At 55.1% G+C, this 24,427-nt stretch carries 24 protein-coding genes, 5 tRNA genes and 1 other annotated feature; of the genes, 22 read left to right on the forward strand and 7 right to left on the reverse strand.

Annotated features, from left to right (window positions below):
• Positions 1-104: 104 nt before the first annotated feature.
• The 11 genes from alaS to luxS all read left to right on the forward strand — a co-directional run bounded on the left by alaS (position 105) and on the right by luxS (position 7,929).
• Positions 105-2,732, forward strand: coding sequence for an alanine--tRNA ligase (gene alaS, locus C1Y43_RS21780; protein WP_058780256.1), 2,628 nt, complete (start codon positions 105-107; stop codon positions 2,730-2,732).
• Positions 2,733-2,981: 249 nt separating this feature from the next.
• Positions 2,982-3,167 (forward strand): carbon storage regulator CsrA, encoded by a 186-nt coding sequence (gene csrA, locus C1Y43_RS21785; protein WP_058780255.1) that lies wholly within the window; start codon positions 2,982-2,984, stop codon positions 3,165-3,167.
• 307 nt (positions 3,168-3,474) lie between these two features.
• Positions 3,475-3,567: transfer RNA gene (locus C1Y43_RS21790), tRNA-Ser, on the forward strand.
• Positions 3,568-3,576: 9 nt separating this feature from the next.
• Positions 3,577-3,653 (forward strand) — tRNA-Arg (locus tag C1Y43_RS21795).
• A gap of 233 nt (positions 3,654-3,886) precedes the next feature.
• Positions 3,887-3,963: transfer RNA gene (locus C1Y43_RS21800), tRNA-Arg, on the forward strand.
• Positions 3,964-4,021: 58 nt separating this feature from the next.
• Positions 4,022-4,098: transfer RNA gene (locus C1Y43_RS21805), tRNA-Arg, on the forward strand.
• Positions 4,099-4,153: 55 nt separating this feature from the next.
• A tRNA-Arg gene (locus C1Y43_RS21810) sits at positions 4,154-4,230 on the forward strand.
• A 405-nt stretch (positions 4,231-4,635) separates the two neighbouring features.
• A complete protein-coding gene (yqaB, locus tag C1Y43_RS21815; RefSeq protein WP_058771641.1) occupies positions 4,636-5,202 on the forward strand; it encodes a fructose-1-phosphate/6-phosphogluconate phosphatase in 567 nt (188 codons plus the stop codon).
• Positions 5,199-5,627, forward strand: coding sequence for a YqaA family protein (locus C1Y43_RS21820; RefSeq protein WP_021507330.1), 429 nt, complete (start codon positions 5,199-5,201; stop codon positions 5,625-5,627). The genes yqaB and C1Y43_RS21820 overlap by 4 nt, the downstream gene beginning before the upstream one ends.
• Before the next feature lie 31 nt (positions 5,628-5,658).
• Positions 5,659-7,263 carry a glutamate--cysteine ligase gene (gshA, locus tag C1Y43_RS21825; RefSeq protein ID WP_021507329.1) on the forward strand — a complete coding sequence of 535 codons (1,605 nt, stop codon included), beginning with the start codon at positions 5,659-5,661 and terminating at the stop codon, positions 7,261-7,263.
• 150 nt (positions 7,264-7,413) lie between these two features.
• Positions 7,414-7,929 carry an S-ribosylhomocysteine lyase gene (luxS, locus tag C1Y43_RS21830; RefSeq protein WP_010617126.1) on the forward strand — a complete coding sequence of 172 codons (516 nt, stop codon included), beginning with the start codon at positions 7,414-7,416 and terminating at the stop codon, positions 7,927-7,929.
• Between the two features lie 57 nt (positions 7,930-7,986).
• Here luxS and C1Y43_RS21835 read toward each other — a convergent pair whose 3' ends face one another.
• Entirely contained in the window at positions 7,987-9,273 is a 1,287-nt protein-coding gene (locus C1Y43_RS21835; protein WP_058759620.1) for an HlyC/CorC family transporter, read from the reverse strand.
• A gap of 13 nt (positions 9,274-9,286) precedes the next feature.
• On the reverse strand, positions 9,287-10,081 hold the full coding sequence (locus C1Y43_RS21840) for an inner membrane protein YpjD (RefSeq protein WP_010617128.1): 795 nt from the start codon (positions 10,079-10,081) through the stop codon (positions 9,287-9,289).
• A gap of 167 nt (positions 10,082-10,248) precedes the next feature.
• On the opposite strand from C1Y43_RS21840, the gene ffh reads away from it, so the two are divergent.
• From ffh to rplS, 5 genes are all read left to right on the forward strand, one after another.
• On the forward strand, positions 10,249-11,610 hold the full coding sequence (gene ffh / locus C1Y43_RS21845) for a signal recognition particle protein (RefSeq protein WP_021507327.1): 1,362 nt from the start codon (positions 10,249-10,251) through the stop codon (positions 11,608-11,610).
• A 142-nt stretch (positions 11,611-11,752) separates the two neighbouring features.
• Entirely contained in the window at positions 11,753-12,001 is a 249-nt protein-coding gene (gene rpsP / locus C1Y43_RS21850; RefSeq protein WP_007893313.1) for a 30S ribosomal protein S16, read from the forward strand.
• A gap of 18 nt (positions 12,002-12,019) precedes the next feature.
• Positions 12,020-12,568, forward strand: a complete 549-nt coding sequence (rimM, locus tag C1Y43_RS21855; protein ID WP_021507326.1) for a ribosome maturation factor RimM — start codon at positions 12,020-12,022, stop codon at positions 12,566-12,568.
• A gap of 35 nt (positions 12,569-12,603) precedes the next feature.
• Entirely contained in the window at positions 12,604-13,368 is a 765-nt protein-coding gene (gene trmD, locus C1Y43_RS21860) for a tRNA (guanosine(37)-N1)-methyltransferase TrmD (RefSeq protein ID WP_021507325.1), read from the forward strand.
• 42 nt (positions 13,369-13,410) lie between these two features.
• Positions 13,411-13,761, forward strand: coding sequence for a 50S ribosomal protein L19 (gene rplS, locus C1Y43_RS21865; protein WP_021507324.1), 351 nt, complete (start codon positions 13,411-13,413; stop codon positions 13,759-13,761).
• A gap of 57 nt (positions 13,762-13,818) precedes the next feature.
• On the opposite strand, the gene C1Y43_RS21870 is transcribed toward rplS, so the two are convergent.
• Complete coding sequence (locus C1Y43_RS21870) at positions 13,819-14,340, reverse strand: GNAT family N-acetyltransferase (protein WP_104189681.1); 522 nt, start codon at positions 14,338-14,340, stop codon at positions 13,819-13,821.
• A gap of 303 nt (positions 14,341-14,643) precedes the next feature.
• On the opposite strand from C1Y43_RS21870, the gene C1Y43_RS21875 reads away from it, so the two are divergent.
• On the forward strand, positions 14,644-15,723 hold the full coding sequence (locus tag C1Y43_RS21875; RefSeq protein ID WP_021507322.1) for a 3-deoxy-7-phosphoheptulonate synthase: 1,080 nt from the start codon (positions 14,644-14,646) through the stop codon (positions 15,721-15,723).
• Positions 15,724-15,729: 6 nt separating this feature from the next.
• The gene (gene tyrA / locus C1Y43_RS21880; RefSeq protein ID WP_021507321.1) at positions 15,730-16,851 is read left to right on the forward strand and encodes a bifunctional chorismate mutase/prephenate dehydrogenase; all 1,122 of its coding nucleotides are present in this window, start codon (positions 15,730-15,732) and stop codon (positions 16,849-16,851) included.
• 33 nt (positions 16,852-16,884) lie between these two features.
• Here tyrA and pheA read toward each other — a convergent pair whose 3' ends face one another.
• The 3 genes from pheA to raiA form a co-directional block, all read right to left on the reverse strand.
• On the reverse strand, positions 16,885-18,048 hold the full coding sequence (gene pheA / locus C1Y43_RS21885; RefSeq protein WP_104189683.1) for a bifunctional chorismate mutase/prephenate dehydratase: 1,164 nt from the start codon (positions 18,046-18,048) through the stop codon (positions 16,885-16,887).
• A 22-nt stretch (positions 18,049-18,070) separates the two neighbouring features.
• Positions 18,071-18,195, reverse strand: a sequence feature (Phe leader region).
• Positions 18,147-18,194 (reverse strand): pheA operon leader peptide PheL, encoded by a 48-nt coding sequence (gene pheL, locus C1Y43_RS24005; RefSeq protein WP_121497579.1) that lies wholly within the window; start codon positions 18,192-18,194, stop codon positions 18,147-18,149. It overlaps the preceding feature by 48 nt.
• Positions 18,196-18,292: 97 nt before the next feature.
• The gene (gene raiA, locus C1Y43_RS21890) at positions 18,293-18,619 is read right to left on the reverse strand and encodes a ribosome-associated translation inhibitor RaiA (protein ID WP_021507319.1); all 327 of its coding nucleotides are present in this window, start codon (positions 18,617-18,619) and stop codon (positions 18,293-18,295) included.
• 64 nt (positions 18,620-18,683) lie between these two features.
• Here raiA and C1Y43_RS21895 point away from each other — a divergent pair, with 64 nt between their 5' ends.
• Positions 18,684-18,875, forward strand: coding sequence for a hypothetical protein (locus tag C1Y43_RS21895; RefSeq protein ID WP_021507318.1), 192 nt, complete (start codon positions 18,684-18,686; stop codon positions 18,873-18,875).
• An 11-nt stretch (positions 18,876-18,886) separates the two neighbouring features.
• Here the strand turns inward: C1Y43_RS21895 and bamD are convergent, their stop codons facing one another.
• The gene (gene bamD, locus C1Y43_RS21900) at positions 18,887-19,627 is read right to left on the reverse strand and encodes an outer membrane protein assembly factor BamD (protein WP_058759616.1); all 741 of its coding nucleotides are present in this window, start codon (positions 19,625-19,627) and stop codon (positions 18,887-18,889) included.
• 129 nt (positions 19,628-19,756) lie between these two features.
• Between bamD and rluD the strand changes: the two genes are divergently transcribed.
• The 3 genes from rluD to clpB all read left to right on the forward strand — a co-directional run bounded on the left by rluD (position 19,757) and on the right by clpB (position 24,161).
• Positions 19,757-20,737 (forward strand): 23S rRNA pseudouridine(1911/1915/1917) synthase RluD, encoded by a 981-nt coding sequence (gene rluD, locus C1Y43_RS21905; protein ID WP_021507316.1) that lies wholly within the window; start codon positions 19,757-19,759, stop codon positions 20,735-20,737.
• Positions 20,734-21,462, forward strand: coding sequence for a purine nucleoside phosphorylase YfiH (gene yfiH, locus C1Y43_RS21910; protein ID WP_058776011.1), 729 nt, complete (start codon positions 20,734-20,736; stop codon positions 21,460-21,462). The genes rluD and yfiH overlap by 4 nt, the downstream gene beginning before the upstream one ends.
• 125 nt (positions 21,463-21,587) lie before the next feature.
• On the forward strand, positions 21,588-24,161 hold the full coding sequence (clpB, locus tag C1Y43_RS21915; RefSeq protein WP_058771623.1) for an ATP-dependent chaperone ClpB: 2,574 nt from the start codon (positions 21,588-21,590) through the stop codon (positions 24,159-24,161).
• Positions 24,162-24,427: the final 266 nt, after the last annotated feature.

Genomic DNA, 24,427 nt, shown 5'->3' on the forward strand with positions numbered 1-24,427 from the left:
AAATTTATCTTATTCCCACTTTTTGTTCCTCAGTCAGTGGCAGGCCGGGCGCATGCGGTTTGCCAGCGAAAGGGAACGTTCGTTAGCGTGATTCCAGGAATTTTATGAGCAAGAGCACTGCTGAGATCCGTCAAGCGTTTCTCGACTTTTTTCATAGCAAGGGACATCAGGTTGTAGCCAGCAGCTCCCTCGTACCAAACAACGATCCGACGTTGCTGTTTACTAACGCCGGCATGGTGCAATTTAAAGACGTTTTCCTTGGTCAGGACAAGCGCGATTATTCGCGTGCCACCACGTCGCAGCGCTGCGTGCGTGCCGGCGGTAAGCACAATGACCTGGAAAACGTCGGCTACACCGCGCGTCACCACACCTTCTTTGAAATGCTGGGCAACTTCAGCTTTGGCGACTACTTCAAGAAAGAAGCCATTGCCTACGCCTGGGAACTGCTGACGGGCGAGCAGTGGTTTAAGCTGCCGAAAGAGCGTCTGTGGGTAACCGTATACGAAACCGATGACGAAGCCTTTGAAATCTGGGCCAATGACATCGGCGTACCGCGCGAACGTATTATCCGCATTGGCGATAATAAAGGCGGTGCTTACGCCTCTGACAACTTCTGGCAGATGGGTGACACCGGCCCTTGCGGTCCGTGCACCGAAATCTTCTACGATCACGGTGACCATATCTGGGGCGGTCCTCCGGGCAGTCCGGAAGAGGATGGCGATCGCTATATCGAAATCTGGAACATCGTGTTCATGCAGTTCAACCGTCAGGCCGACGGCACCATGCAGCCACTGCCGAAACCGTCGGTGGATACCGGTATGGGCCTTGAGCGTATCGCCGCGGTACTGCAGCATGTGAACTCCAACTATGAAATCGATCTGTTCGCGAAGCTGATTAACGCGGTGGCGCAGGTAACCGGCGCCACCGATCTGAACAACAAATCACTGCGCGTGATCGCCGACCACATCCGTTCGTGCGCCTTCCTGATTGCTGATGGTGTTATCCCGTCGAATGAAAACCGTGGCTATGTGCTGCGCCGCATCATTCGTCGCGCGGTGCGTCATGGCAACATGCTGGGCGCGAAAGAAGCCTTCTTCTACAAACTGGTGGCTCCGCTGATCGAGGTGATGGGCGCAGCAGGTGAGGACCTCAAACGTCAGCAGAAGCACGTTGAGAACGCCCTGAAAAATGAAGAAGAGCAGTTTGCTAAAACGCTGGAGCGTGGCCTGGCACTGCTGGACGACGAGCTGGCGAAGCTGAAAGGCGACACCCTCGACGGCGAAACGGTTTTCCGTCTGTATGACACCTTCGGCTTCCCGGCGGACCTGACTGCTGACGTATGCCGTGAGCGCAATCTGAAGATTGACGAAGCGGGCTTTGAAGCGGCGATGGAGCAGCAGCGTCAGCGTGCGCGTGAAGCCAGCGGCTTCGGTACCGATTACAACACGGTTATCCGCTTTGATACGCCGACTCAATTCAAAGGTTACGACCACCTCGCACTCGAAGCGACGGTGCAGGCGCTGTTTGTGGACGGCCAGCAGGTTGAGCAGGTTACTGCCGGGCAGGATGCGGTGGTGATTCTGGATCAGACCCCGTTCTACGGTGAGTCTGGCGGCCAGGTGGGCGATACCGGCGTTCTGACCGGGCAAAATGCTGAATTTAGCGTGCAGGATACGCAAAAATATGGCAAAGCCTTTGGTCATATCGGTAAGCTACGTCAGGGTCAGCTGCGGGTGGGCGATCGCCTGCAGGCGCAGGTTGATGAAGTGCGTCGTTCGCGCATCATCCTTAACCACTCCGCGACGCATCTGATGCACGAAGCGTTGCGCGAAGTGCTGGGCGATCACGTTGGCCAGAAAGGCTCGCTCAACAACGACAAGTACCTGCGTTTTGACTTCTCACACGGCGAAGCCATGAAGCCGCAGCAGATTCGTGCGGTTGAGGATATCGTTAACGCCCAGATTCGCCGCAACCTGCCTATCACTACTAACGTGATGGACCTGGAAGAGGCGAAAGCGCTGGGCGCCACCGCGCTGTTCGGTGAGAAGTACGATCAGCGTGTGCGCGTAGTCAGCATGGGCGAATACTCCATTGAGCTGTGCGGCGGTACGCACGCAGCCCGCACCGGTGACATCGGCCTGTTCCGCATTCAGGGCGAAGCCGGCACGGCGGCGGGTATTCGCCGTATCGAAGCGGTGACCGGTGAAGCCGCGATTGCACAACTGCACGCGCAGAGCGATCAGCTAACCGATATTGCTCAGGTGGTGAAAGCCAACCACAGTAATCTGAACGAGAAAGTGCGCGGACTGGTAGAAAACGTGCGTGCGCTGGAGAAAGAGCTGCAACAGCTACGCGATCAGCAAGCGGCGCAGGAAAGCGCTTCACTGAGTAGCAAAGCGGTTGAGGTGAAGGGCGCGAAACTGCTGGTAAGCGAACTCAGCAATGTCGAGCCAAAAATGCTGCGCACGATGGTGGACGATCTGAAAAATCAGCTTGGTTCTGCTGTCATCGTACTGGCAACCGTTGCAGAAGGTAAGGTGTCGCTGATTGCTGGCGTCACCAAAGATCTGACCGATCGGGTGAAGGCCGGTGAGCTGATTGGCGAACTGGCTGCGCAGGTTGGCGGTAAAGGCGGCGGGCGTCCGGACCTGGCGCAGGCTGGCGGAACCGACGCCCAGGCACTTTCTGGCGCGCTGGCTGGCGTGCCGGAGTGGGTGAGTAACCGGCTGTAACGAAATAAAATTAAGCATCGTGAAGAGCGCCAGGAACATCTGTTTCGGCGCTTTTTAACGCGGTGTGCACCAGGTAATGACAAAGTCCGGTTGATGTAGTGTATTTCGGCTAAACTAACTATCAGCAGAATGTATTGGCATGGCAGAACACAATGGTGTATTTGTCATAGGCATTGTTCAGCGTTATATGATGGATATGGCCGGGAGACCGAACAGGCCCGACTCTTTTAATCTTTCAAGGAGCAAAGAATGCTTATTCTAACTCGTCGAGTTGGTGAAACCCTCATGATTGGTGATGAGGTAACTGTAACGGTGCTGGGTGTTAAGGGTAACCAGGTCCGCATAGGCGTAAACGCGCCAAAAGAAGTGTCGGTTCACCGTGAAGAGATCTATCAGCGCATCCAGGCTGAAAAAACACAGATTTCACCTCAATAACGTATTCAGTGCCTCGCTATGTGGCGAGGCGCTACCGCTTCTCTTCCTCCCGTCGTTGTTTTTATCCGTTCACGCTCTCCTGATTTTTCCGCGAATTATGTCGGCTGCCGCACGCTTTTACTGTTGATAAATCACTCTTTTTGTCGGCAAAACATGCGGATTGCACGTCATTTGCGCAATCAAACCTGAATCGGTAAAAAGTCGGGAAAAATTGTTTGACTTATAAGTCCGGGAAAGTAATATGTGCGCCACGCAGTGCCGATGAGCGGAAACAAAGTTCAAAAGCACGGTTCGCAAGAACGCGTAAGGTGAGGTGGCCGAGAGGCTGAAGGCGCTCCCCTGCTAAGGGAGTATGCGGTCAAAAGCTGCATCCGGGGTTCGAATCCCCGCCTCACCGCCATTTTCCGATGCATCCATAGCTCAGCTGGATAGAGTACTCGGCTACGAACCGAGCGGTCGGAGGTTCGAATCCTCCTGGATGCACCATCTTTTTCAGGATGGAAAGTGCCTCAGTGTGTCATGAAGCGATAAGCTTTCAGGGCGTACTAAGGAGGATAACGTTGCTTCAGCAACGGCCCGCAGGGTGAGGCGCAAGCCGAATAATCCTCCTGGATGCACCATCTTCGGATATGGTATTTACTTCAGAGTAGTAAGAGTGAACGAGTAGTTCCTTTCATGGTGAGTTGTTAGCACCCTGCGTTGTACGAGAATCATTTAATGCATCCATAGCTCAGCTGGATAGAGTACTCGGCTACGAACCGAGCGGTCGGAGGTTCGAATCCTCCTGGATGCACCATTCTTTGTATCATTCCCAGGTTGATTTCAGTTAGTCCATCGTAAGAAAATCTCTCAATGCATCCATAGCTCAGCTGGATAGAGTACTCGGCTACGAACCGAGCGGTCGGAGGTTCGAATCCTCCTGGATGCACCATTCTCTGTGTTATTCTCAAGTCTGTTCAGTTTGTTCATCGAAAGAAAATCTCAATGCATCCATAGCTCAGCTGGATAGAGTACTCGGCTACGAACCGAGCGGTCGGAGGTTCGAATCCTCCTGGATGCACCATCTTCTGCAAGATGGAAAGTGCCTCAGTGTGTCATGATGCGATAATCGTTCAGGACGTGTTAAGGAGGATAACGTTGCTTCAGCAACGGCCCGCAGGGTGAGGCGCCAGCCGAATAATCCTCCTGGATGCACCATCAAATAAAAAAGCAAACTGCCCTTGTGCGCTGTTCCGCTTGATTCCTGACCCGATTCAACATCCGCATTCCGAAAGATTTTCTCACGCGCCGTCTCCATCAAAAAATCACTGCATTTACCGACATTTATCGCCGGTCGCGCGCTCTGACCTTATTCTGAAAACGAAAATTGCTAATGCTTTCAAAGCATTTGCGGTTAAGCCTGCCTGGCGACAACCTGAGCGCATTACGCTAAAGTAATGGCTCATTTTGTGGTGTTAATGGAGTCACAATGTACGACCACTATGACGCCCTGATTTTCGATATGGACGGCACCATTCTTGATACCGAGCCGACACATCGAAAAGCCTGGCAGCAGGTGCTGAGCCGCTATGGTTTCACCATGGACGAAGCAAAGATGGTGGCATTCAACGGGGCACCCACCTGGCAACTGGCCCGCTACATTCTGGAACAGAATCAGGCACAGCACGATCCGCATCAGCTGGCGGCAGAGAAAACGGCGGCGCTGAAAGCGATGCTGCTGGAAGACGTGCGTCCGCTGCCGCTGATGCAGGTGGTCAAAGCCTATCACGGTCGCCGTCCGATGGCGGTTGGCACCGGCAGCGAACACAGCTTAGCCAAAGCGCTGCTGGAAGCGCTCAACGTTTATCATCTGTTTGATGCGGTAGTCGGCGCGGACGATGTCCAGCGTCATAAGCCGCAGCCTGATACCTTCTTACGCTGTGCAGAGCTGATGGGCGTTGCGCCTGCGCGCTGCGTGGTATTCGAGGATGCTGACTTTGGCGTGCAGGCAGCTAAAGCGGCGGGCATGGATGTGGTTGATGTCCGTTTACTGTGAATGAATTTCTGACGTATGGATCGTTATTCGGCAGTAGCTTTCTGAGTGCAACGCTGCTTCCGGGCAGCTCAGAAGCGGTGCTGATTGCGTTATTGATCGCCCAGAAAGGGTCGGTCTATGGATTGTTACTGGCTGCATCAGTGGGAAACACGCTGGGCGGCCTGACCAACATTCTTCTTGGTCGCCTGATGCCAGCAACAGGGCAGGGGCGATGGCACGACACAGCAATGACGTGGCTACAACGATGGGGACCCGCAGCGCTGCTGTTTAGCTGGCTGCCAGTGGTGGGCGATTTACTCTGCGTGCTCGCAGGGTGGTTGCGCTTCTCCTGGCTGCCCTGCGTGCTGTTTCTCGCCCTGGGTAAAACGCTGCGTTATATCGTTATCGCGACCGCCACTTTACAAGGTATGCAATGGTGGCATTGATTCGCACAGATTCGAGGCTACGGTTAACATTATGCTGAACAAAAATAAATTATTCACACAGCGGGAGGTTAATGTGATCCCGGACGTATCAAAAGCGCTCTCCTGGCTGGAAGCGCATCCCGACGCGTTAAAGGGTATCGGCCGTGGCATTGAACGTGAAACACTTCGCGTCCAGCCGAATGGTCATCTGGCTACCACTGGCCACCCTGAATCGCTGGGTTCAGCGCTGAAGCACGACTGGATTACCACCGATTTTGCTGAAACGCTGCTGGAGTTCATCACCCCGGTGGATCAGAACATCGATCGCTCCCTGGCGTTTCTGCGTGACATCCACCGTCACGTGGCACGCGAGCTGGGCGACGAGCGCATGTGGCCGTTCAGTATGCCGGGCTATGTTGAAGATGTGGACAACATTGAGCTGGCGCAGTACGGCAGCTCCAATATCGGCAAAATGAAAACCCTGTATCGTCAGGGGCTGAAAAACCGCTACAGCGCGCTGATGCAGATTATTTCTGGCGTGCACTATAACTTCTCGCTGCCGCTGTCGTTCTGGCAGGAGTGGGCGGATGTCAAAGACGCGGAGAGCGGCAAAGAGACCATCTCGGCGGGCTATCTGCGCCTGATTCGCAACTACTATCGCTACGGCTGGGTGATTCCTTATCTGTTTGGCGCTTCGCCAGCCATCTGCTCTTCCTTCCTGCAGGGACGGGAAAGTAAGCTGCCGTTCGAAACCAACGGCGAAGGAACATTGTGGCTGCCGTATGCCACGTCGCTGCGCCTGAGCGATCTGGGCTACACCAATAAATCACAAAGCGGGCTGGGCATTACCTTCAACTCGCTGGAAGGATATGTCGCTGCGCTGAAAGCGGCGATCAAAACGCCGTCTGCCGAATATGCGGCGATGGGCACTAAAGACGCGGAAGGCAACTGGCTGCAGCTCAATACCAACGTGCTGCAAATCGAGAACGAACTGTACGCACCGATTCGTCCGAAACGCGTGACCCGCTCGGGTGAGGCGCCGTCCGATGCGCTGCTGCGCGGCGGCATTGAGTACATTGAAGTGCGTTCACTGGACATCAACCCGTTCTCTGCCATCGGTGTGGATGCCGATCAGGCGCGCTTCCTCGATCTGTTCCTTATCTGGTGTACGCTGGCCGATGCGCCGGAGATGAGCGCAGATGAGCTGCTGTGCAGCCGGAAAAACTGGAACCGCGTGGTGCTGGAAGGGCGCAAGCCGGGTCAGGTGATCGGCGTGGGCTGCAGTGATACGGAACATCTGCTGGTTGATGTCGGTAAAGCGCTGTTTGCCGATCTGCGCCGGGTGGCTGAAGTGCTGGATAGCAACGACGGCAGCACGCAATATCAACAGGTTTGCGATCAACTGGTAGCGTCGTTTGACGATCCTGAGCTAACCTATTCGGCGCGCATTCTGCAAGCCATTAAAGAGCAGGGTTTGACCGGAGCCGGCGTAGCGCTGGCCGAGCAGTATCGTCATCTGCTGTGCGAAGAGCCGCTGGAAATTCTCACCGAAGCCGATTTTAGCCGTCAGGCGCAGGAGTCGGTGCTGAAACAGCAGCAGCTGGAGCAGAGTGATACACTGGATTTTGCCAGCTATCTGGCAGGTCGCGAAGGCTAGAAAAGAAAATGGCCACATCACTGTGGCCTAAATTAACATCTCTGTTGTCAGGGATGATGATAACAAATGCGCGTCTTTCATATATTCAGACGTTGGGCGAACAGAAAAGTTTCATCGTTTTAAAAAAAATCTCAAAACAGGAGGTGACGTATGCCACTACTGGATAGTTTTACTGTTGATCACACCATCATGGGCGCGCCAGCGGTACGCGTGGCGAAGACCATGAACACTCCGCATGGCGATACCATCACCGTTTTCGATCTGCGTTTCTGCCGTCCGAACATCGACATCCTGACCGAACGCGGCATCCACACGCTGGAGCACCTGTTCGCGGGCTTCATGCGTAACCACCTCAACGGTGACGGCGTGGAAATCGTCGATATCTCACCGATGGGCTGCCGCACCGGCTTCTACATGAGCCTGATTGGTACGCCAGACGAGCAGCGCGTGGCAAAAGCGTGGAAAGGCGCGATGGAAGATGTGCTGAAGGTAAAAGATCAGAACCAGATTCCGGAACTGAACGAATACCAGTGCGGCAGCTACAAGCTGCACTCGCTGGACGAAGCGCAGCAGATTGCGCGCAACGTGCTGGCGCACGACATTGGCGTTAACCGCAATGAAGATCTGAAGCTGCCGGCAGAAAAGCTGAAAGAGCTGCAACTCTAGTTGCCGCTTCTGCCATAAAAAACGCCGCGATTATCGCGGCGTTTTGTTTTTGTCGTCTCAGGAACCGATGGACGCTTTCAGCGGCTGATGCGGCGTAATGCGCACCTGCTTCACCATGTTGTCCTGCACATCAAGAATATCAATGTCGTAATGGCCAACCTGTACTTGCGTGTCCATCTGCGGGATCTCTTCCAGCGCTTCCAGCAGCATACCGTTGATGGTGCGCGCTTCCTCTTCCGGCAGCGTCCAGTTGAACGCCTTATTGATTTCCCGCACGTTGGCGCTGCCTTCAATCAGCACCGAACCGTCGTTTTGCGGCATCACTTCTTCGGCCAGTGACGGTGACATAGAGGTGGTGAAGTCGCCGACGATCTCTTCCAGAATATCTTCGATGGTAACCAGTCCTTTGATGTCGCCGTACTCATCGATCACCAGCCCCACTTTCTTCTTATTGCGCTGGAATTTTACCAGCTGCACGTTAAGAGGCGTACCTTCCGGCACGTAGTAGATTTCATCGGCAGCGCGCAGCAGTCGCTCTTTATTGAACTCTTTTTTCCCGGCCATCATGCGCCACGCTTCGCGCACGCGCAGCATGCCGACGCTATCGTCCAGTGAGTCGCGGAACAGCACAATACGGCCATGCGGTGAGTTGCTTAGCTGACGCTCGATCGACTTCCACTCATCGTTGATATTGATGCCGACGATCTCATTGCGCGGCACCATGATGTCGTCAACGTTGACCTTCTCAAGGTCCAGTACCGACAGCAGCATGTCCTGGTTGCGGCGCGACATCAGCGAGCGGGATTCATACACGATGGTGCGCAGCTCTTCTTTGCTGAGGGCGGAGTTAATCGACCCTTCGGTCTTAATGCCCACCATGCGCATCAGAATGCGGGTAATGGTATTGAGCAGCCACACCAGCGGCAGCATCACGTACTGCAGCGGCGCCAGCAGAAAACTGCTGGGATACGCGACTTTTTCCGGATAGAGCGCCGCGACGGTTTTAGGCAGCACTTCGGCAAACACCAGCACCACGAAGGTCAGCACGCCAGTGGCGATGGCTACGCCGGCATCGCCGTACAGGCGCATACCGACAATGGTGCCGAGCGCTGAGGCGAGGATATTCACGAGGTTGTTGCCGATCAGCACCAGGCTAATCAGACGATCGGGGCGACGCAGCAGTTTCTCAACGCGACGCGCGCTGCGGTTGCCGCTTTTGGCTTTGTGGCGCAGTTTGTAGCGGTTGAGCGTCATCATGCCGGTCTCTGAACCCGAGAAGTAGGCCGAGACCAGCACCATAATGATCAGCGTGATAATGAGCGTGGTGGTTGAAACATGTTCCAACGCAAAAATTCCTTTAGTGAGAGGTGAGCAGGTGCTGCAGAACGCGGCTGCCGAAATAGGCCATGGTCAGCAGCAGCGCACCGCCGCAGTTGAACCACACCACACGGCGACCGCGCCAGCCTTCATGATAGTGGCCCCACAGCAGCACGATGTAGACAAACCAGGCGATAATCGACAGCACCGCTTTATCAATGTTTTCCGGGCTGAACAGGTTATTCATAAAGAACAGGCCGGTGCACAGCACCAGCGTCAGCAATACCACGCCTATCTGCGTGATGTGGAACATCTTACGCTCAATGCTGAGCAGCGGCGGCATATCCTGGGTGAACGTCAGCTTTTTGTTCTTTAACTGATAGTCGATCCACGCCAGCTGCAGCGCATACAGCGCCGCGATGATCAGCGTGGCATAGGCAAACAGCGACAGACCGATGTGCACCATCATGCCAGGCGTGGTCTCAAGATGGGTGATAAAGGCGTTTGGCACAAAGGTGGCGAAGGCCAGATTGATCAGCGCAAAACTGTAAACAATCGGCAGCAGCAGCCAGCCGCGATTGCGCGACGCGACGATAGTCATGATGGCGCAGATGAGCAAACTGACCAGCGAACCAATATTCAGCAGGCTAAGGTTTTGTCCATTATCGACGGCAAATATGCGTTGCTGCAGCGCTACCGCATGGGCAATCAGCGCCACGCAGGCGGATAACACGGCAAAACGCCGCCAGCCGCTGTTGCGTTTCAGCAGGCTCGGAATGATCAATGCAAGACTGAGAGAGTAGGCGAACAGCGCCACGATCGCGAAAACGAACATAGATCCTTTCAGGTGTCGGTCAGATAAGGAAAAAAAGCAGTATAGCGCCAGCGGCAGCAGGCTCCAAACGATCTCACGGTCAATTGCAGAGATCGGCCTGGCTTCGTGTTATAATCCGCCGCATTGTGTCGCCCTGGCGGCCTCGCTACGCTATTAAGTGAGAGAGCATGTTTGATAATTTAACCGATCGTTTGTCGCAAACCCTGCGCAATATCAGTGGCCGCGGAAGGCTGACCGAAGACAACATCAAAGATACGCTGCGCGAAGTGCGTATGGCGCTGCTGGAGGCCGACGTTGCGCTGCCGGTAGTGCGCGATTTCATCAACCGCGTGAAAGAAGCCGCGGTAGGTCAGGATGTAAACAAAAGCCTGACGCCGGGTCAGGAGTTTATCAAAATCGTGCGCAACGAACTGGTTGCGGCGATGGGGGCCGAAAATAACGCGCTGAACCTTAATGCTCAGCCGCCGGCCGTGGTGCTGATGGCGGGCCTGCAGGGTGCCGGTAAAACCACCAGCGTCGGTAAGCTCGGTAAATTCCTGCGCGAAAAGCACAAGAAAAAGGTGCTGGTGGTGTCTGCGGACGTCTACCGCCCGGCGGCGATCAAACAGCTGGAAACCCTGGCGCAGCAGGTCGGTGTGGATTTCTGTCCGTCCGACCTCAGCCAGAAGCCGGTGGATATCGTTAACAACGCGCTGAAAGAAGCCCGTCTGCAGTTCTACGATGTGCTGCTGGTGGATACCGCCGGTCGTCTGCACGTTGACGAAGCGATGATGGATGAGATCAAGCAGGTGCATGCCGCGATCAATCCGGTTGAAACGCTGTTTGTTGTCGATGCCATGACTGGTCAGGATGCCGCCAATACCGCCAAAGCGTTCAACGAAGCGCTGCCGCTTACCGGTGTGATCCTGACCAAAGTTGACGGCGATGCGCGCGGCGGTGCGGCGCTGTCGATTCGTCACATCACCGGCAAACCGATTAAATTCATGGGGATGGGCGAGAAGACCGATGCGCTGGAAGCGTTCTATCCGGACCGTATCGCATCGCGCATTCTCGGCATGGGCGACGTGCTGTCGCTGATTGAAGATATCGAGAGCAAAGTTGACCGCGAGCAGGCGGAAAAGCTGGCGAAGAAGCTGAAAACCGGCGACGGCTTTGATCTCAACGACTTCCTGGAGCAGCTTAAGCAGATGCGCAACATGGGCGGCATGGCCAGCCTGATGGGCAAACTGCCGGGCATGGGTCAGCTGCCGGATAACGTTAAATCGCAGATGGATGACAAAGTGCTGGTGCGCATGGAAGCCATCATCAATTCGATGACGCGCAAAGAGCGTGAGAAGCCAGAGATCATCAAAGGTTCGCGCAAGCGCCGTATCGCTACCGGTTCCGGTATGCAGGTGCAAGACGTCAACCGGCTGCTGAAGCAGTTTGATGATATGCAGCGCATGATGAAGAAAATGAAGAAGGGCGGCATGGCCAAAATGATGCGTGGCATGAAAGGTATGATGCCGCCAGGATTCCCCGGCCGCTAAGGCGACAGAGCCCGAACCAGAAAATTAAGTCACTCAGGTTGCTTTTTGCGCCAAAATGAGTAAAATTTTCGGGCTTTTTATATTGCACCCGGGCCCCGTTCCTCGATGGGGCCCGGTTGTTTTATTAACTAAAGAGGATGTTATGGTAACCATTCGTTTGGCACGTCACGGCGCTAAAAAGCGTCCGTTCTATCAGGTCGTCGTCACTGACAGCCGCAATGCTCGCAACGGTCGTTTCATCGAGCGCGTAGGTTTCTTCAACCCGATCGCTTCTGGTCAGGCTGAAGGTCTGCGTCTGGATCTGGACCGTATTGAGCACTGGGTTGGCCAGGGCGCAACGCTTTCTGATCGCGTTAACGCGCTGATCAAAGAAGCAAAAAAAGCAGCTTAATCTGTCACGGTGGTGAGCATGAGCAGTAAACCTGCCGCACAGCCTCCCGTTAACCCAATCATTCTGGGCAAAATGGGTGCCGCTTACGGAATTCGGGGTTGGCTCAAAGTGTTTTCCTCCACTGAAGACGCTGAAAGCATCTTCGACTATCAACCCTGGTTTATCCAGCGCGCCGGTCAATGGCAGCAGGTCGAGCTTGAGGGTTGGAAGCACCACAATCAGGACCTGATCATCAAAGTCAAAGGCATTGACGATCGGGACGCTGCAGCACAGTTGACCAATTGCGAAATTACGGTTGACTCCACGCAGCTGCCGGCGCTGGAAGAGGGCGATTACTACTGGAAAGACCTGATGGGTTGCAAAGTGGTAAACCTCGACGGCTACGAGATGGGCAAAGTCATTGATTTGATGGAGACCGGCTCGAACGACGTTCTCGTCGTAAAGGCAAACCTGAAAGATGCATTCGGTGTACAGGAGCGGTTAATACCGTTTCTTGATGAACAGGTTATCAAGAAAGTCGATCTCGCTACTGGCACCATTGAAGTAGACTGGGATCCTGGTTTTTGATCTCCGGACAATCCGGTAACGTAACGGCGAACGCGATGTGGATTGGTGTTATTAGCCTGTTTCCTGAGATGTTTCGCGCTATTACCGAGTACGGGGTAACTGGCCGGGCAGTAAAGAATGGCCTGCTCAACATAGAGAGCTGGAGTCCACGTGACTTCACGCATGACCGGCACCGTACCGTGGACGATCGTCCTTACGGCGGCGGACCGGGTATGTTGATGATGGTGCAACCCTTACGGGATGCTATCCACGCAGCGAAAGCGGCGGCGGGAGAAGGCGCTAAGGTGATTTATCTTTCACCTCAGGGGCGCAAACTTGACCAGCAAGGCGTTTGCGAACTGGCGACCAGCCAGAAGTTAATTCTGGTTTGCGGTCGTTATGAAGGGATAGATGAGCGTGTGATTCACACTGAGATTGATGAAGAATGGTCAATCGGTGATTACGTGCTCAGTGGCGGTGAGCTGCCAGCGATGACGTTAATTGACTCGGTCGCCCGGTTTATTCCTGGCGTGCTGGGGAAACAGGCGTCAGCCGATGAGGATTCGTTCTCGGAAGGTTTGCTGGATTGCCCGCACTATACCCGACCTGAAGTGTTAGAAGGGATGGAGGTTCCGCCAGTTCTGCTGTCGGGCAACCATGCCGATATTCGCCGCTGGCGCCTGAAACAGTCGCTGGGCCGTACCTGGCTAAGAAGACCTGAACTTCTGGAAAACCTGGCTCTGACTGAAGAGCAAGCAAGGTTGCTAAGTGAGTTCCAGCGGGAACATCAGCAGCAACAAAACGATGAGGTGGAAGAGTAATCTTCCCTGACTATCAGTTTACCCAGGATAAGAGATTTAATTATGAGCAACATTATCAAGCAACTTGAGCAAGAGCAGATGAAACAGGACGTACCTTCCTTCCGTCCGGGTGATTCCGTGGAAGTGAAAGTATGGGTCGTTGAAGGTTCTAAGAAACGTCTGCAGGCATTCGAGGGCGTGGTTATCGCTATTCGTAACCGCGGTCTGCACTCTGCATTCACTGTTCGCAAGATTTCTAACGGCGAAGGCGTTGAGCGTGTCTTCCAGACTCACTCTCCGGTAATTGACAGCATTACTGTCAAACGTCGTGGTGCTGTGCGTAAAGCCAAACTGTACTACCTGCGTGAGCGTACCGGTAAGTCAGCTCGTATCAAAGAGCGTCTTGGCGCGTAAGCGACATCCCAAAGTTAATAGCAAACAAGGGGTTGGCCATAAGGCCAGCCCCTTTTTTTATGGGCGTCTGAGGTGATAGATCGCCGTGTTGACCGGACCGCTCTCCAGCACAATCAACCCGTAGCGGTAATCCACAAACGAGAAGCCGCTGCGCAGGGCCACGGCGCGGCTGGCGTGATTCTCTTCTGCAGCAAGAATCTCCAGCACAGCAATATGTGGCTGGGCGAACGCCAGATTCACCAGCTGTGCCACCGCCCGGCGGGCAACGCCCTGTTGCTGCGCCTCGCTGCGAACCCAGTAGCCCAGCGCGCTGAACTCACCGGGCTGACGCGCATAACGTAAGCCAGCACCGCCCAGCAACCGATCGTTGCCATCGACAATCGCGAACTCTTCAGCTTCACCCTTTTGACGCTGCAGATGGGTGAAGTTGATCCAGCTCACGGCTTCATCAACGCTGTAATCCGCATGTGCCCATACCATCCACGGCTGCAGGCTGCCCAGAGACTGATTAACGGCATGCGTAAACGCTTCGGCATCCTGCAGAGTAAAGGGACGCAGCGCGACTTCATGGATGGACATAGAGCGATCCTGAATTAATTAAATGGATAACAGCATGTTAACGATATCGTAAGGAAAAAACATCTGACCTGGCCAGATGGCTGTAATTATAACTTTACATTTTTGTTTGATGGATCTTACAGGCTTTAAGGTTGTTAACTTAATGATTTATATATTTTAATTAAATTTTATTTTGTGGTTTAAAAGATGGTGGTAATAAAAGTGTACATACATGGATTGCATGATTTACATGCTGTGGTAAAGTAAGCGTCATCCTCAGTGAGGATCGTAAAACCGCATAACGAGTGAAAAAGGATCGCCATCATGCAAAAAGACGCGCTGAACAATGTGCATATCGCCGACGAACAGATTTTAATTACGCCACAGGAACTGAAAGCGAAGTTCCCGCTGACTGCGGCGCAGGAAGCGCAAATTGCCGCTTCCCGCCAGACCATCGCGGATATCATCGCGGGTCGCGATCCGCGTCTGCTGGTGGTGTGCGGTCCCTGCTCGATCCACGATACCGAAGCCGCACTGGATTACGCTCGTCAGTTACAAACACTCTCTGCACAGTTGAAGGATCAGCTGTATATCGTTATGCGCGTGTATTTTGAAAAACCCCGTACCACCGTCGGCTGGAAAGGGTTAATCAACGATCCTTACATGAACAACTCGTTTGATATGGAAGCCGGCCTGCACATTGCGCGTCAGCTGCTGGTCAATCTTGTGGAGATGGGCCTGCCGCTGGCCACCGAAGCACTCGACCCCAATAGCCCGCAATATCTCGGCGATCTGTTTAGCTGGTCGGCGATTGGGGCGCGTACCACAGAATCGCAGACGCACCGTGAAATGGCGTCTGGCCTGTCGATGCCGGTAGGCTTTAAAAACGGCACCGATGGCAGCCTCGGCACCGCAATCAACGCCATGCGCGCCGCTGCGATGCCGCACCGCTTCGTCGGCATTAACCAGGCCGGTCAGGTGTGCCTGCTGCAAACTCAGGGCAACCCGGATGGTCACGTGATTCTGCGCGGTGGCAAAGCGCCAAACTACGGCCCGGAAGATGTCGCGCAGTGTGAAAAAGAGATGCTGAAAGCGGGACTGCGTCCGGCCTTAATGATAGATTGCAGCCATGGCAATTCTAACAAAGACTATCGCCGTCAGCCTGGCGTAGCCGAATCGGCTATCGCGCAGATTAAAGATGGAAACCGCTCCATCATTGGCCTGATGCTGGAAAGTAATATTCACGAAGGCAACCAGTCTTCTGAGCAACCGCGTAGCGAGATGAAGTACGGGGTTTCCGTCACTGATGCCTGCATCAACTGGGAAACCACTGAAACTTTGCTGCGTGAAATCCATCGGGATCTGCAGGGAGTGCTGTCGGCGCGTCTGTCACACGAGGTGTAATGAGTCATGGTGGCTGAACTGACCGCGCTGCGCGATCAAATTGATGAAGTAGATAAAGCCCTGCTGGGGCTACTGGCGAAACGACTGGCGCTGGTGGCCGAAGTCGGCGAAGTCAAAAGCCGCTACGGTTTACCGATTTATGTGCCTGAGCGCGAGGCCAGTATGCTGGCGTCGCGTCGTCAGGAAGCGGAAGCGCTCGGCGTGTCGCCGGACCTGATCGAAGATGTACTGCGTCGTCTGATGCGTGAATCCTATGCGCATGAAAATGACAAAGGCTTCAAAACGCTGTGTCCTGAACTGCGTCCGGTGGTGATTGTCGGCGGCGGCGGTCAGATGGGACGTCTGTTCGAGAAGATGCTGACGCTCTCCGGCTATCAGGTGCGTATTCTCGATAAAGATGACTGGCCGCGCGCGGATGAACTGCTGCACGATGCGGGCATGGTGATCATCAGCGTGCCGATCCATCTGACCGAACAGATTATTGCCGATCTGCCAGCGCTGCCTGATGACTGCATTCTTGTGGATTTGGCGTCGGTGAAGAACCGTCCGCTGCAGGCGATGCTGGCGGCGCACAGCGGCCCGGTACTGGGACTGCATCCGATGTTCGGTCCGGACAGCGGCAGCCTGGCGAAGCAGGTGGTGGTATGGTGCGATGGCCGTCAGCCGGAAGCCTATCAGTGGTTCCTGGAGCAGATTCAGGTGTGGGGCGCGCGCTTACACCGCATCAGTGCGGTTGAGCACGATCAGAACATGGCGTTCATTCAGGCGCTGCGCCACTTCGCCACGTTTGCTTATGGTTTGCATCTGGCGGAAGAGAACGTCAATCTGGATCAACTGCTGGCGCTGTCCTCGCCTATCTATCGCCTCGAACTGGCGATGGTGGGGCGGCTGTTTGCGCAGGACCCGCAGCTGTACGCCGACATCATCATGTCGTCGGAAAGTAATCTGGCGCTGATTAAACGCTACTATCAGCGTTTTGGTGAAGCCATCACGCTGCTGGAGCAGGGCGATAAACAGGCGTTCATCAACAGCTTTGAGCGCGTGGAACACTGGTTTGGCGACTACGCGAAACGCTTCCTCGTCGAGAGCCGCAGCATGCTGCGCTCCGCCAACGACAGTCGCCAGTAATGATTAAGGCATCCGCGAGGATGCCTTTTTGTTTTACATACGCGGCTCTACCGGTACCACGTTCTCACCCGGATAACAGCCCAGCACCTTCAGTGAACGCGTGAGCGCACGCAGTTCTTCCAGCGCCTGCTGCATGTTCTCCGACTGCAAATTGCCCTGCACATCAATGTAAAACATCTCTTCCCACGGGTTACCGTTGATTGGCCGGTTTTCCACCTTGCTCATGATCAGATTGTGATTACGCAACACCAGCAGTGCTTCAACCAGTGCGCCGGCCTGCTGGCCCGTCGCCATAATCAGCGTGGTTTTGGCCGGCACCTGGCTGGAGACTTCAATCGGTTTACGCGCGAGCACAATAAAGCGGGTATGGTTCTGCTGCTGGTTCGCCAGGTTGCGCTCCAGCACCTGTAGACCATACAGCTCACCGCCGGCTTCGCTGCCCAGCGCGGCCACGTGCGGCGAGTTCATCGCAGCCACTTTCTCCATCGCCGCCGCCGTGCTTTCGGTGTATTCGATTTTCCACTGCGGGAAGCGGTTGATGAACTGGCTGCACTGCTGGAACGGCTGCGGATGGCTATACACGGTTTCAATCTGCTGCAAATCGGTATTACCGCTGACCAGCACGCAGTGTTCGATAGGAATGGTCAGCTCGCCGACGATCGACAGCGACGTTTGCTGCAGCAGATCGTATACGTCATTGATCGAGCCGGAGCTGGTGTTTTCAATCGGCATCACCGCGTAATCCGCCTGACCGCTTTCAACCTGCTGAATGATGTCGTGGAATTTCAGACACCCCATCTCCACCATCGAATCGAAGTGGCGCGTGGCGTATTTACGGGCGGCAAGGTGCGAATAGGAGCCTTTTGGGCCGAGGAAAGCGATGCGCGGCGCGTGCGCATGTGGATGATTCAGGTTTTTCTGCAGCAGCGCCTGCTGGGTCAGCACCGAATCCTCAATCACTAACTGAAACAGGCGCGTGATGTAGTGCGCATCCAGCTGATGTTTTTTACCCAGCGCGATGAGATTTTCCAGCAGGGCGCGTTCGCGCTCGACGTCACGAATCGGGCGATGGGTGGCCAGCTTGGCCTGCGCTACCTCAACGGCCAGCGCGCGCCGTTCAGCCAGCAGCGTTAACAGCCTGGCATCGACAGCGCTGATCTTATCGCGTAACGCCAGCAGCGGATTCTCGGGATTCATAGGGCTCACCTGTAAAATGTCCAATAAAAAAGCCTCCCGGTTGGGAGGCTTTGTTGTTCGTCTTCGCATTCATTTTCACACGACGAATCGCCTCCCAATCAGGGGAAGGTAAAAAAGAATGCGAAGAAGAACGGCAGCAGTTTCATGATCAATTCCGGCAATAAAGTGAACTGAGAGTAACCGCACAGCTTAAAAGCTGTCAATAAAAAACGCGCCCGCAGGCGCGTTGCTGAAAAGCGATAAATTACCCGGCAGGGGTGAAATCTTTAACACTGCTGGTGGCGCGCCGTGCTTCAGGCTTGTGCTGTGCTTTATTTAGCTGGCGCTCCAGCTTGGCGATCAGGTCATTGATGGCCGTATACATATCATCGTGTTTCGCGCTGGCGACCAGCGTGCCGTTTGGCGTGTTAATGGTGGCATCGGCCACAAATTCTTTCGGCTCTTTCGATAACACAATGTGCGGATTTATCAGGTGGGTTTGCCATTTTTCCAGCTTGGCGAGACGGTCTTCGACATGGTTGCGGATTGCCGCAGTGATTTCCATTTGTTTGCTGGTAATGTTCAGAATCATAGTTAAACCTCTCTGTCATTTCCGTCTGGGTAGGACCAGCATACCGCGCAAATCAGGAAAATGTGTGATCTGGATCACATTGGAATGTCACTTTTTGTCAATGCCAGCGAATTGTGAGAAAGGCCGGGAAAAGGGCGAAAAAAGCTTGATGCACAGCGGGGATAGGGGCAAGATTGATGAGTTAACCGTAGCGGAAAAACCCGTTGCAGACGGTTTTCTGACCAAAAAAAAGCAGCCACAGCGGCTGCTTTTTTAATGGCACGAAAATCAGGACGCGCTATTCGCCGCAATGATTTTCGCAACTTTGTCGGCTTCCGTCGTCAGCTGCAGCTGGCGATAGGCATTTTCCATCAGCGGCAGCGCGTCACGCGTGGCCTGGGTGTCCGGATAATCGCGCATCATACCCTCAACCCGATTAACAACGGCGACATAGGCACCGCGCTTGGTATAGAATTGCGCCACGGAGAGTTCATACTTCGCCAGGCGATCTTTCAGGAACGTCAGACGTTTCTGCGCATCTGCCGCGTACTGGCTGTTCGGATAGCCGCGCAGTAGCTGAGAGAAGTCACGGAATGCATCACGCGCATGGGTAGGATCGCGGTCGGAACGATCGATCCCGAAGAAGCCCTGCAGCGCGGAATCATCCAGTGCCATGTCCGTCAGGCCCTTCATATAGATCACGTAATCAATGTTAGGGTGCGTCGGGTTCAGGCGCATAAAGCGGGAAATGGCGGCTTGCGCCAGTGGCAGATCGGCATTTTTGTAGTACGCGTAGATCAAATCCAGCTGCACTTGCTGCGAGTAAGGACCAAACGGATAACGGTTATCCAGCGCTTCCAGTTGCTTAATCGCCGCTTTAAAGTTACCGTCCTGCAGCTTTTGCTGCGCTGTGGCGTAAATTTCAGACGGCGGGCTGTCCGGGACCGGGTCCGATGAGCCGGAACAGCCCACCAGTGCCAGGCTCAGGCTCAGTGTGGCAGCAGCCACCAGATGTTTCATACGCGTCATGACGAAATGATTATCCTCAAAGTGTTATGGCGGAAGCTGTCCGTATAGCTCCCGGTAATGACCAGTACGATAGCACATTATATTAAACGGCATCGCCGTGAAAACCCAACGTTAACGAAGAAGCTGTATATGGCACAACAAGTTCAACTCACCGCAACGGTGTCCGAAGCACAGCTTGGACAACGCTTAGATCAGACTTTGGCGGAATTGTTCCCTGATTATTCACGTTCCCGCATAAAAGAGTGGATCCTTGAGCGTCGGGTCAGCGTCAACGGCACCATCATCGATAAACCGAAAGAGAAAGTACTCGGCGGTGAGCGGGTGGCGATTGATGCCGAGATCGAAGAGGAGCAGCGCTGGGAAGCGCAAAATATTCCGCTGGATATCGTTTATGAAGATGACCACATCCTGGTGATCAACAAACCGCGCGACTTAGTGGTCCACCCTGGCGCCGGTAATCCGGACGGCACGGTACTGAATGCGCTGCTTTATCACTATCCGGCGATTGCCGACGTGCCGCGCGCCGGCATCGTGCACCGTCTGGATAAAGACACCACCGGACTGATGGTGGTAGCCAAAACGGTACCGGCGCAGACGCATCTGGTTGAAACGCTGCAGCTGCGTGAAATCACCCGCGAATATGAAGCGGTGGCGATTGGCACCATGACCGCTGGCGGTACGGTGAACGAGCCGATGGCGCGTCACTCTACCAAGCGTACCCACATGGCGGTGCATCCGATGGGTAAACCGGCCACCACGCACTATCGCATCATGGAGCATTTCCGCGCCCATACGCGTTTACGCTTGCGCCTGGAAACCGGCCGTACTCACCAGATTCGCGTGCACATGGCGCACATTAACCATCCGCTGGTGGGCGATCCGCTGTACGGTGGTCGTCCGCGTCCGCCAAAGGGCGCTTCTGAGGCTTTCATCAGTACGCTGCGCGGTTTTGACCGCCAGGCGCTGCACGCCACTATGCTGCGTCTTTATCATCCGATCACCGGGATTGAGATGGAGTGGCACGCGCCACTGCCGCAGGACATGGTTGATCTGATTGAGGCACTTAAAGCCGATACCGACGAGTTCCGCGATCAGCTGGACTGGCTATGAGTGACTGGATCGTGCCGCAGTGGCCGGCGCCGGCGCGCGTTCAGGCTTATTCGACCACGCGGCACGGCGGCGTTAGCGCGGCGCCATGGGATTCCCTCAACCTCGGCGCGCACGTCGGGGACGAGGCGGATCGCGTGATGCACAATCGTCAGCGCGTGGTAGAGCAACTTGCGCTACCGGCGATGCCGCAGTGGCTGGAGCAGGTGCACGGCCAGACGGTGGCGCGTCTGCCGGCGGCTGCGTCCCTGCCGCGAGCCGATGCGGCGATAACGCGGGAAAGTGGCGTGGTGTGTGCAGTGATGACCGCCGACTGCCTGCCGGTGCTGTTTTGCAGCCATGATGGCAGCGAAGTTGCCGCGGTACATGCCGGCTGGCGCGGGTTGTGTCATGGAGTGCTGGAGCAAACGCTGGCACAGTTTCACTGCCCGGCGAGCGAGGTTCATGCCTGGCTCGGTCCGGCGATTGGTCCGCAGGCATTTGAAGTGGGGGCCGAGGTGCGCAGTGCGTTCCTGGCGCAGGATGCCGCTGCCGATGCGGCTTTTCGCCCGGCCGGTGAGAAATATTTTGCCGATATCTGGCTGCTGGCAACCCAGCGTCTGCAGGCCGCTGGCGTGCAATCTGTCACGGCTGAGAAGCGCTGTACCTATCAGGAAAGCGCCGATTTTTTCTCCTTCCGACGCGACGGAATCACCGGGCGTATGGCAACTTTGATTTGGCTGAGATAACCTTACGCCGCAAGACGATCCAGTAAGCGTATTTTTTGCTCACAACTCAGGTCATTAACCTTGAAAATTTGAGGGATGACCTCATTTAATCTCCAGTAGCATTTTGACCTGTAATGGGAGGAATCATGCGTCTGGATCGTCTTACCAACAAATTCCAGTTGGCCCTGGCCGATGCACAGTCCCTTGCTCTGGGACACGATAATCAATTCATCGAACCCCTGCACCTGATGAGCGCGCTGCTCAACCAGGAGGGTGGATCGGTACGTCCGCTGCTCAGCGCGGCGGGGGCGGATGTCGCTAGCCTGCGTACCAGCATCGAACAAGCCATCAATCGTTTGCCGCAGGTCGAAGGGACCGACGGCGACGTTCAGCCATCAGCGGATTTGGTCCGGGTACTGAATCTGTGCGACAAGCTGGCGCAAAAGCGCGGCGACAACTTTATTTCATCTGAATTATTTGTTCTGGCGGCCCTCGAATCGCGCGGCTCGCTGGCGGACTTACTGAAGTCTGCCGGTGCCACGGCGGACAAACTCGCTAAGGCCATCGAGCAACTGCGGGGAGGGGAAAACGTGAACGATCAGGGGGCTGAAGATCAGCGCCAGGCTTTGAAAAAATACACCATCGATCTGACGGAGCGCGCTGAGCTCGGCAAGTTAGATCCGGTTATCGGGCGTGACGAAGAGATTCGCCGCACCATTCAGGTATTGCAGCGTCGTACCAAAAACAACCCGGTGCTCATCGGTGAACCGGGCGTCGGTAAAACCGCCATCGTTGAAGGGCTGGCACAGCGCATCATTAACGGCGAAGTGCCGGAAGGGCTGAAAGGCCGGCGCGTTCTGGCGCTGGATATGGGCGCGCTGGTGGCCGGTGCGAAATATCGCGGCGAGTTTGAAGAGCGCCTGAAAGGCGTACTGAACGACCTCGCCAAACAGGAAGGCAACGTCATTCTGTTTATCGATGAGCTGCATACCATGGTCGGCGCAGGCAAAGCCGACGGCGCGATGGATGCCGGCAACATGCTGAAGCCGGCGCTGGCACGCGGTGAACTGCACTGCGTGGGTGCCACCACGCTGGATGAATATCGCCAGTACATTGAGAAAGATGCCGCGCTGGAGCGCCGTTTCCAGAAAGTGTTCGTCGCCGAACCGAGCGTGGAAGACACCATCGCCATTCTGCGTGGCCTGAAAGAGCGTTATGAGCTGCATCACCATGTGCAAATTACCGATCCGGCGATTGTCGCTGCGGCAACGTTGTCGCACCGCTATATTGCCGATCGCCAGTTGCCGGACAAAGCCATCGACCTGATTGATGAGGCGGCGTCGAGTATTCGTTTGCAGATTGACTCCAAGCCGGAACCGCTCGATCGTCTCGAACGGCGTATCATCCAGCTCAAACTGGAGCAGCAGGCGCTGAAGAAAGAATCGGATGACGCCAGCGTTAAGCGTCTGGAGATGCTGGAAAGCGAGCTGGATCAGAAAGAGCGCGAATATGCTGAGCTTGAAGAAGAGTGGAAAGCGGAAAAAGCCTCGCTGACCGGCACGCAAAACATCAAAGCCGAGCTGGAGCAGGCGCGTCTGGCTATGGAGCAGGCACGGCGTGTGGGTGACCTTGGCCAGATGTCGGAACTGCAGTACGGCAAAATTCCGGAGCTGGAAAAACAGCTGGCAAGCGCCACGCAGGCTGAAGGTAAAACCATGAAGCTGTTACGCAACCGCGTAACGGATGTCGAGATCGCCGATGTGCTGGCGCGCTGGACCGGTATTCCGGTGGCCCGCATGATGGAAGGCGAGCGCGATAAACTGTTGCGGATGGAGCAGGAGCTGCATGCCCGGGTTATCGGCCAGGACGAAGCGGTTGAAGCGGTATCGAACGCCATTCGCCGCAGCCGCGCCGGTTTGTCTGACCCGAACCGGCCGATCGGATCGTTCCTGTTCCTTGGGCCGACCGGTGTCGGTAAAACCGAGTTATGTAAGGCGCTGGCTAATTTCCTGTTCGATAGCGACGACGCGATGGTGCGTATCGATATGTCGGAATTCATGGAGAAACATTCGGTGTCGCGTCTGGTCGGGGCACCTCCAGGCTACGTCGGTTATGAAGAGGGTGGTTACCTGACAGAGGCGGTGCGTCGTCGCCCTTACTCGGTGATTTTGCTGGATGAGGTGGAAAAAGCGCATCCGGATGTGTTCAACATTCTGCTGCAGGTGCTGGACGACGGGCGTCTGACCGATGGTCAGGGGCGCACCGTGGACTTCCGTAATACCGTGGTGATCATGACATCTAACCTCGGTTCGGATCTGATTCAGGAACGTTTCGGCGCGCTTGATTACGCGGAAATGAAAGATGTGGTGATGACGGTCGTCGGACACCACTTCCGTCCGGAGTTTATCAACCGTATTGATGAGGTGGTGGTATTCCATCCGCTGGGCGAAAAACATATTGCCTCGATTGCGCAGATTCAGCTGCAGCGGCTGTATCAGCGTCTGGAAGAGCGCGGTTACCAGCTGCACATTTCCGACGCGGCGCTGAAACTGCTGGGCGAAAATGGTTACGATCCGGTTTACGGCGCGCGGCCATTGAAACGGGCTATTCAGCAGCAGATTGAAAACCCGCTGGCGCAGAAGATTTTATCTGGCGCGCTGGTTCCGGGAAAAACCATCGAAATGGATGTGCAGGACGATGCCATCGTCGCGCGTCAATAACGCAACGTGACAAAAACGGGCCTCAGGGCCCGTTTTTTTATGCTGTTTCGCAAGAATCTGCTGGTTTTTGCAACGTGTTGCCTGGAAAGTGAGCGGTTGCGCAAAAACTGCAAATTAGCGCTTGTCAGGCGAAACGAAGTCCCTATAATGCGCCACCACTGAGACGGCAAAGCGGCAACGCAGACGGCTCAGCAGGGCGTGAAGCGATTCACCCCGCCGGAGAAAAACGCTGAAAAAAGTGTTTGACTCTGAAGGAGGAAAGCGTA

This window comes from Pantoea sp. ICBG 828 (genome assembly GCF_002928355.1).
In the GTDB taxonomy this organism is placed as follows: Bacteria; Pseudomonadota; Gammaproteobacteria; order Enterobacterales; family Enterobacteriaceae; genus Pantoea; species Pantoea dispersa.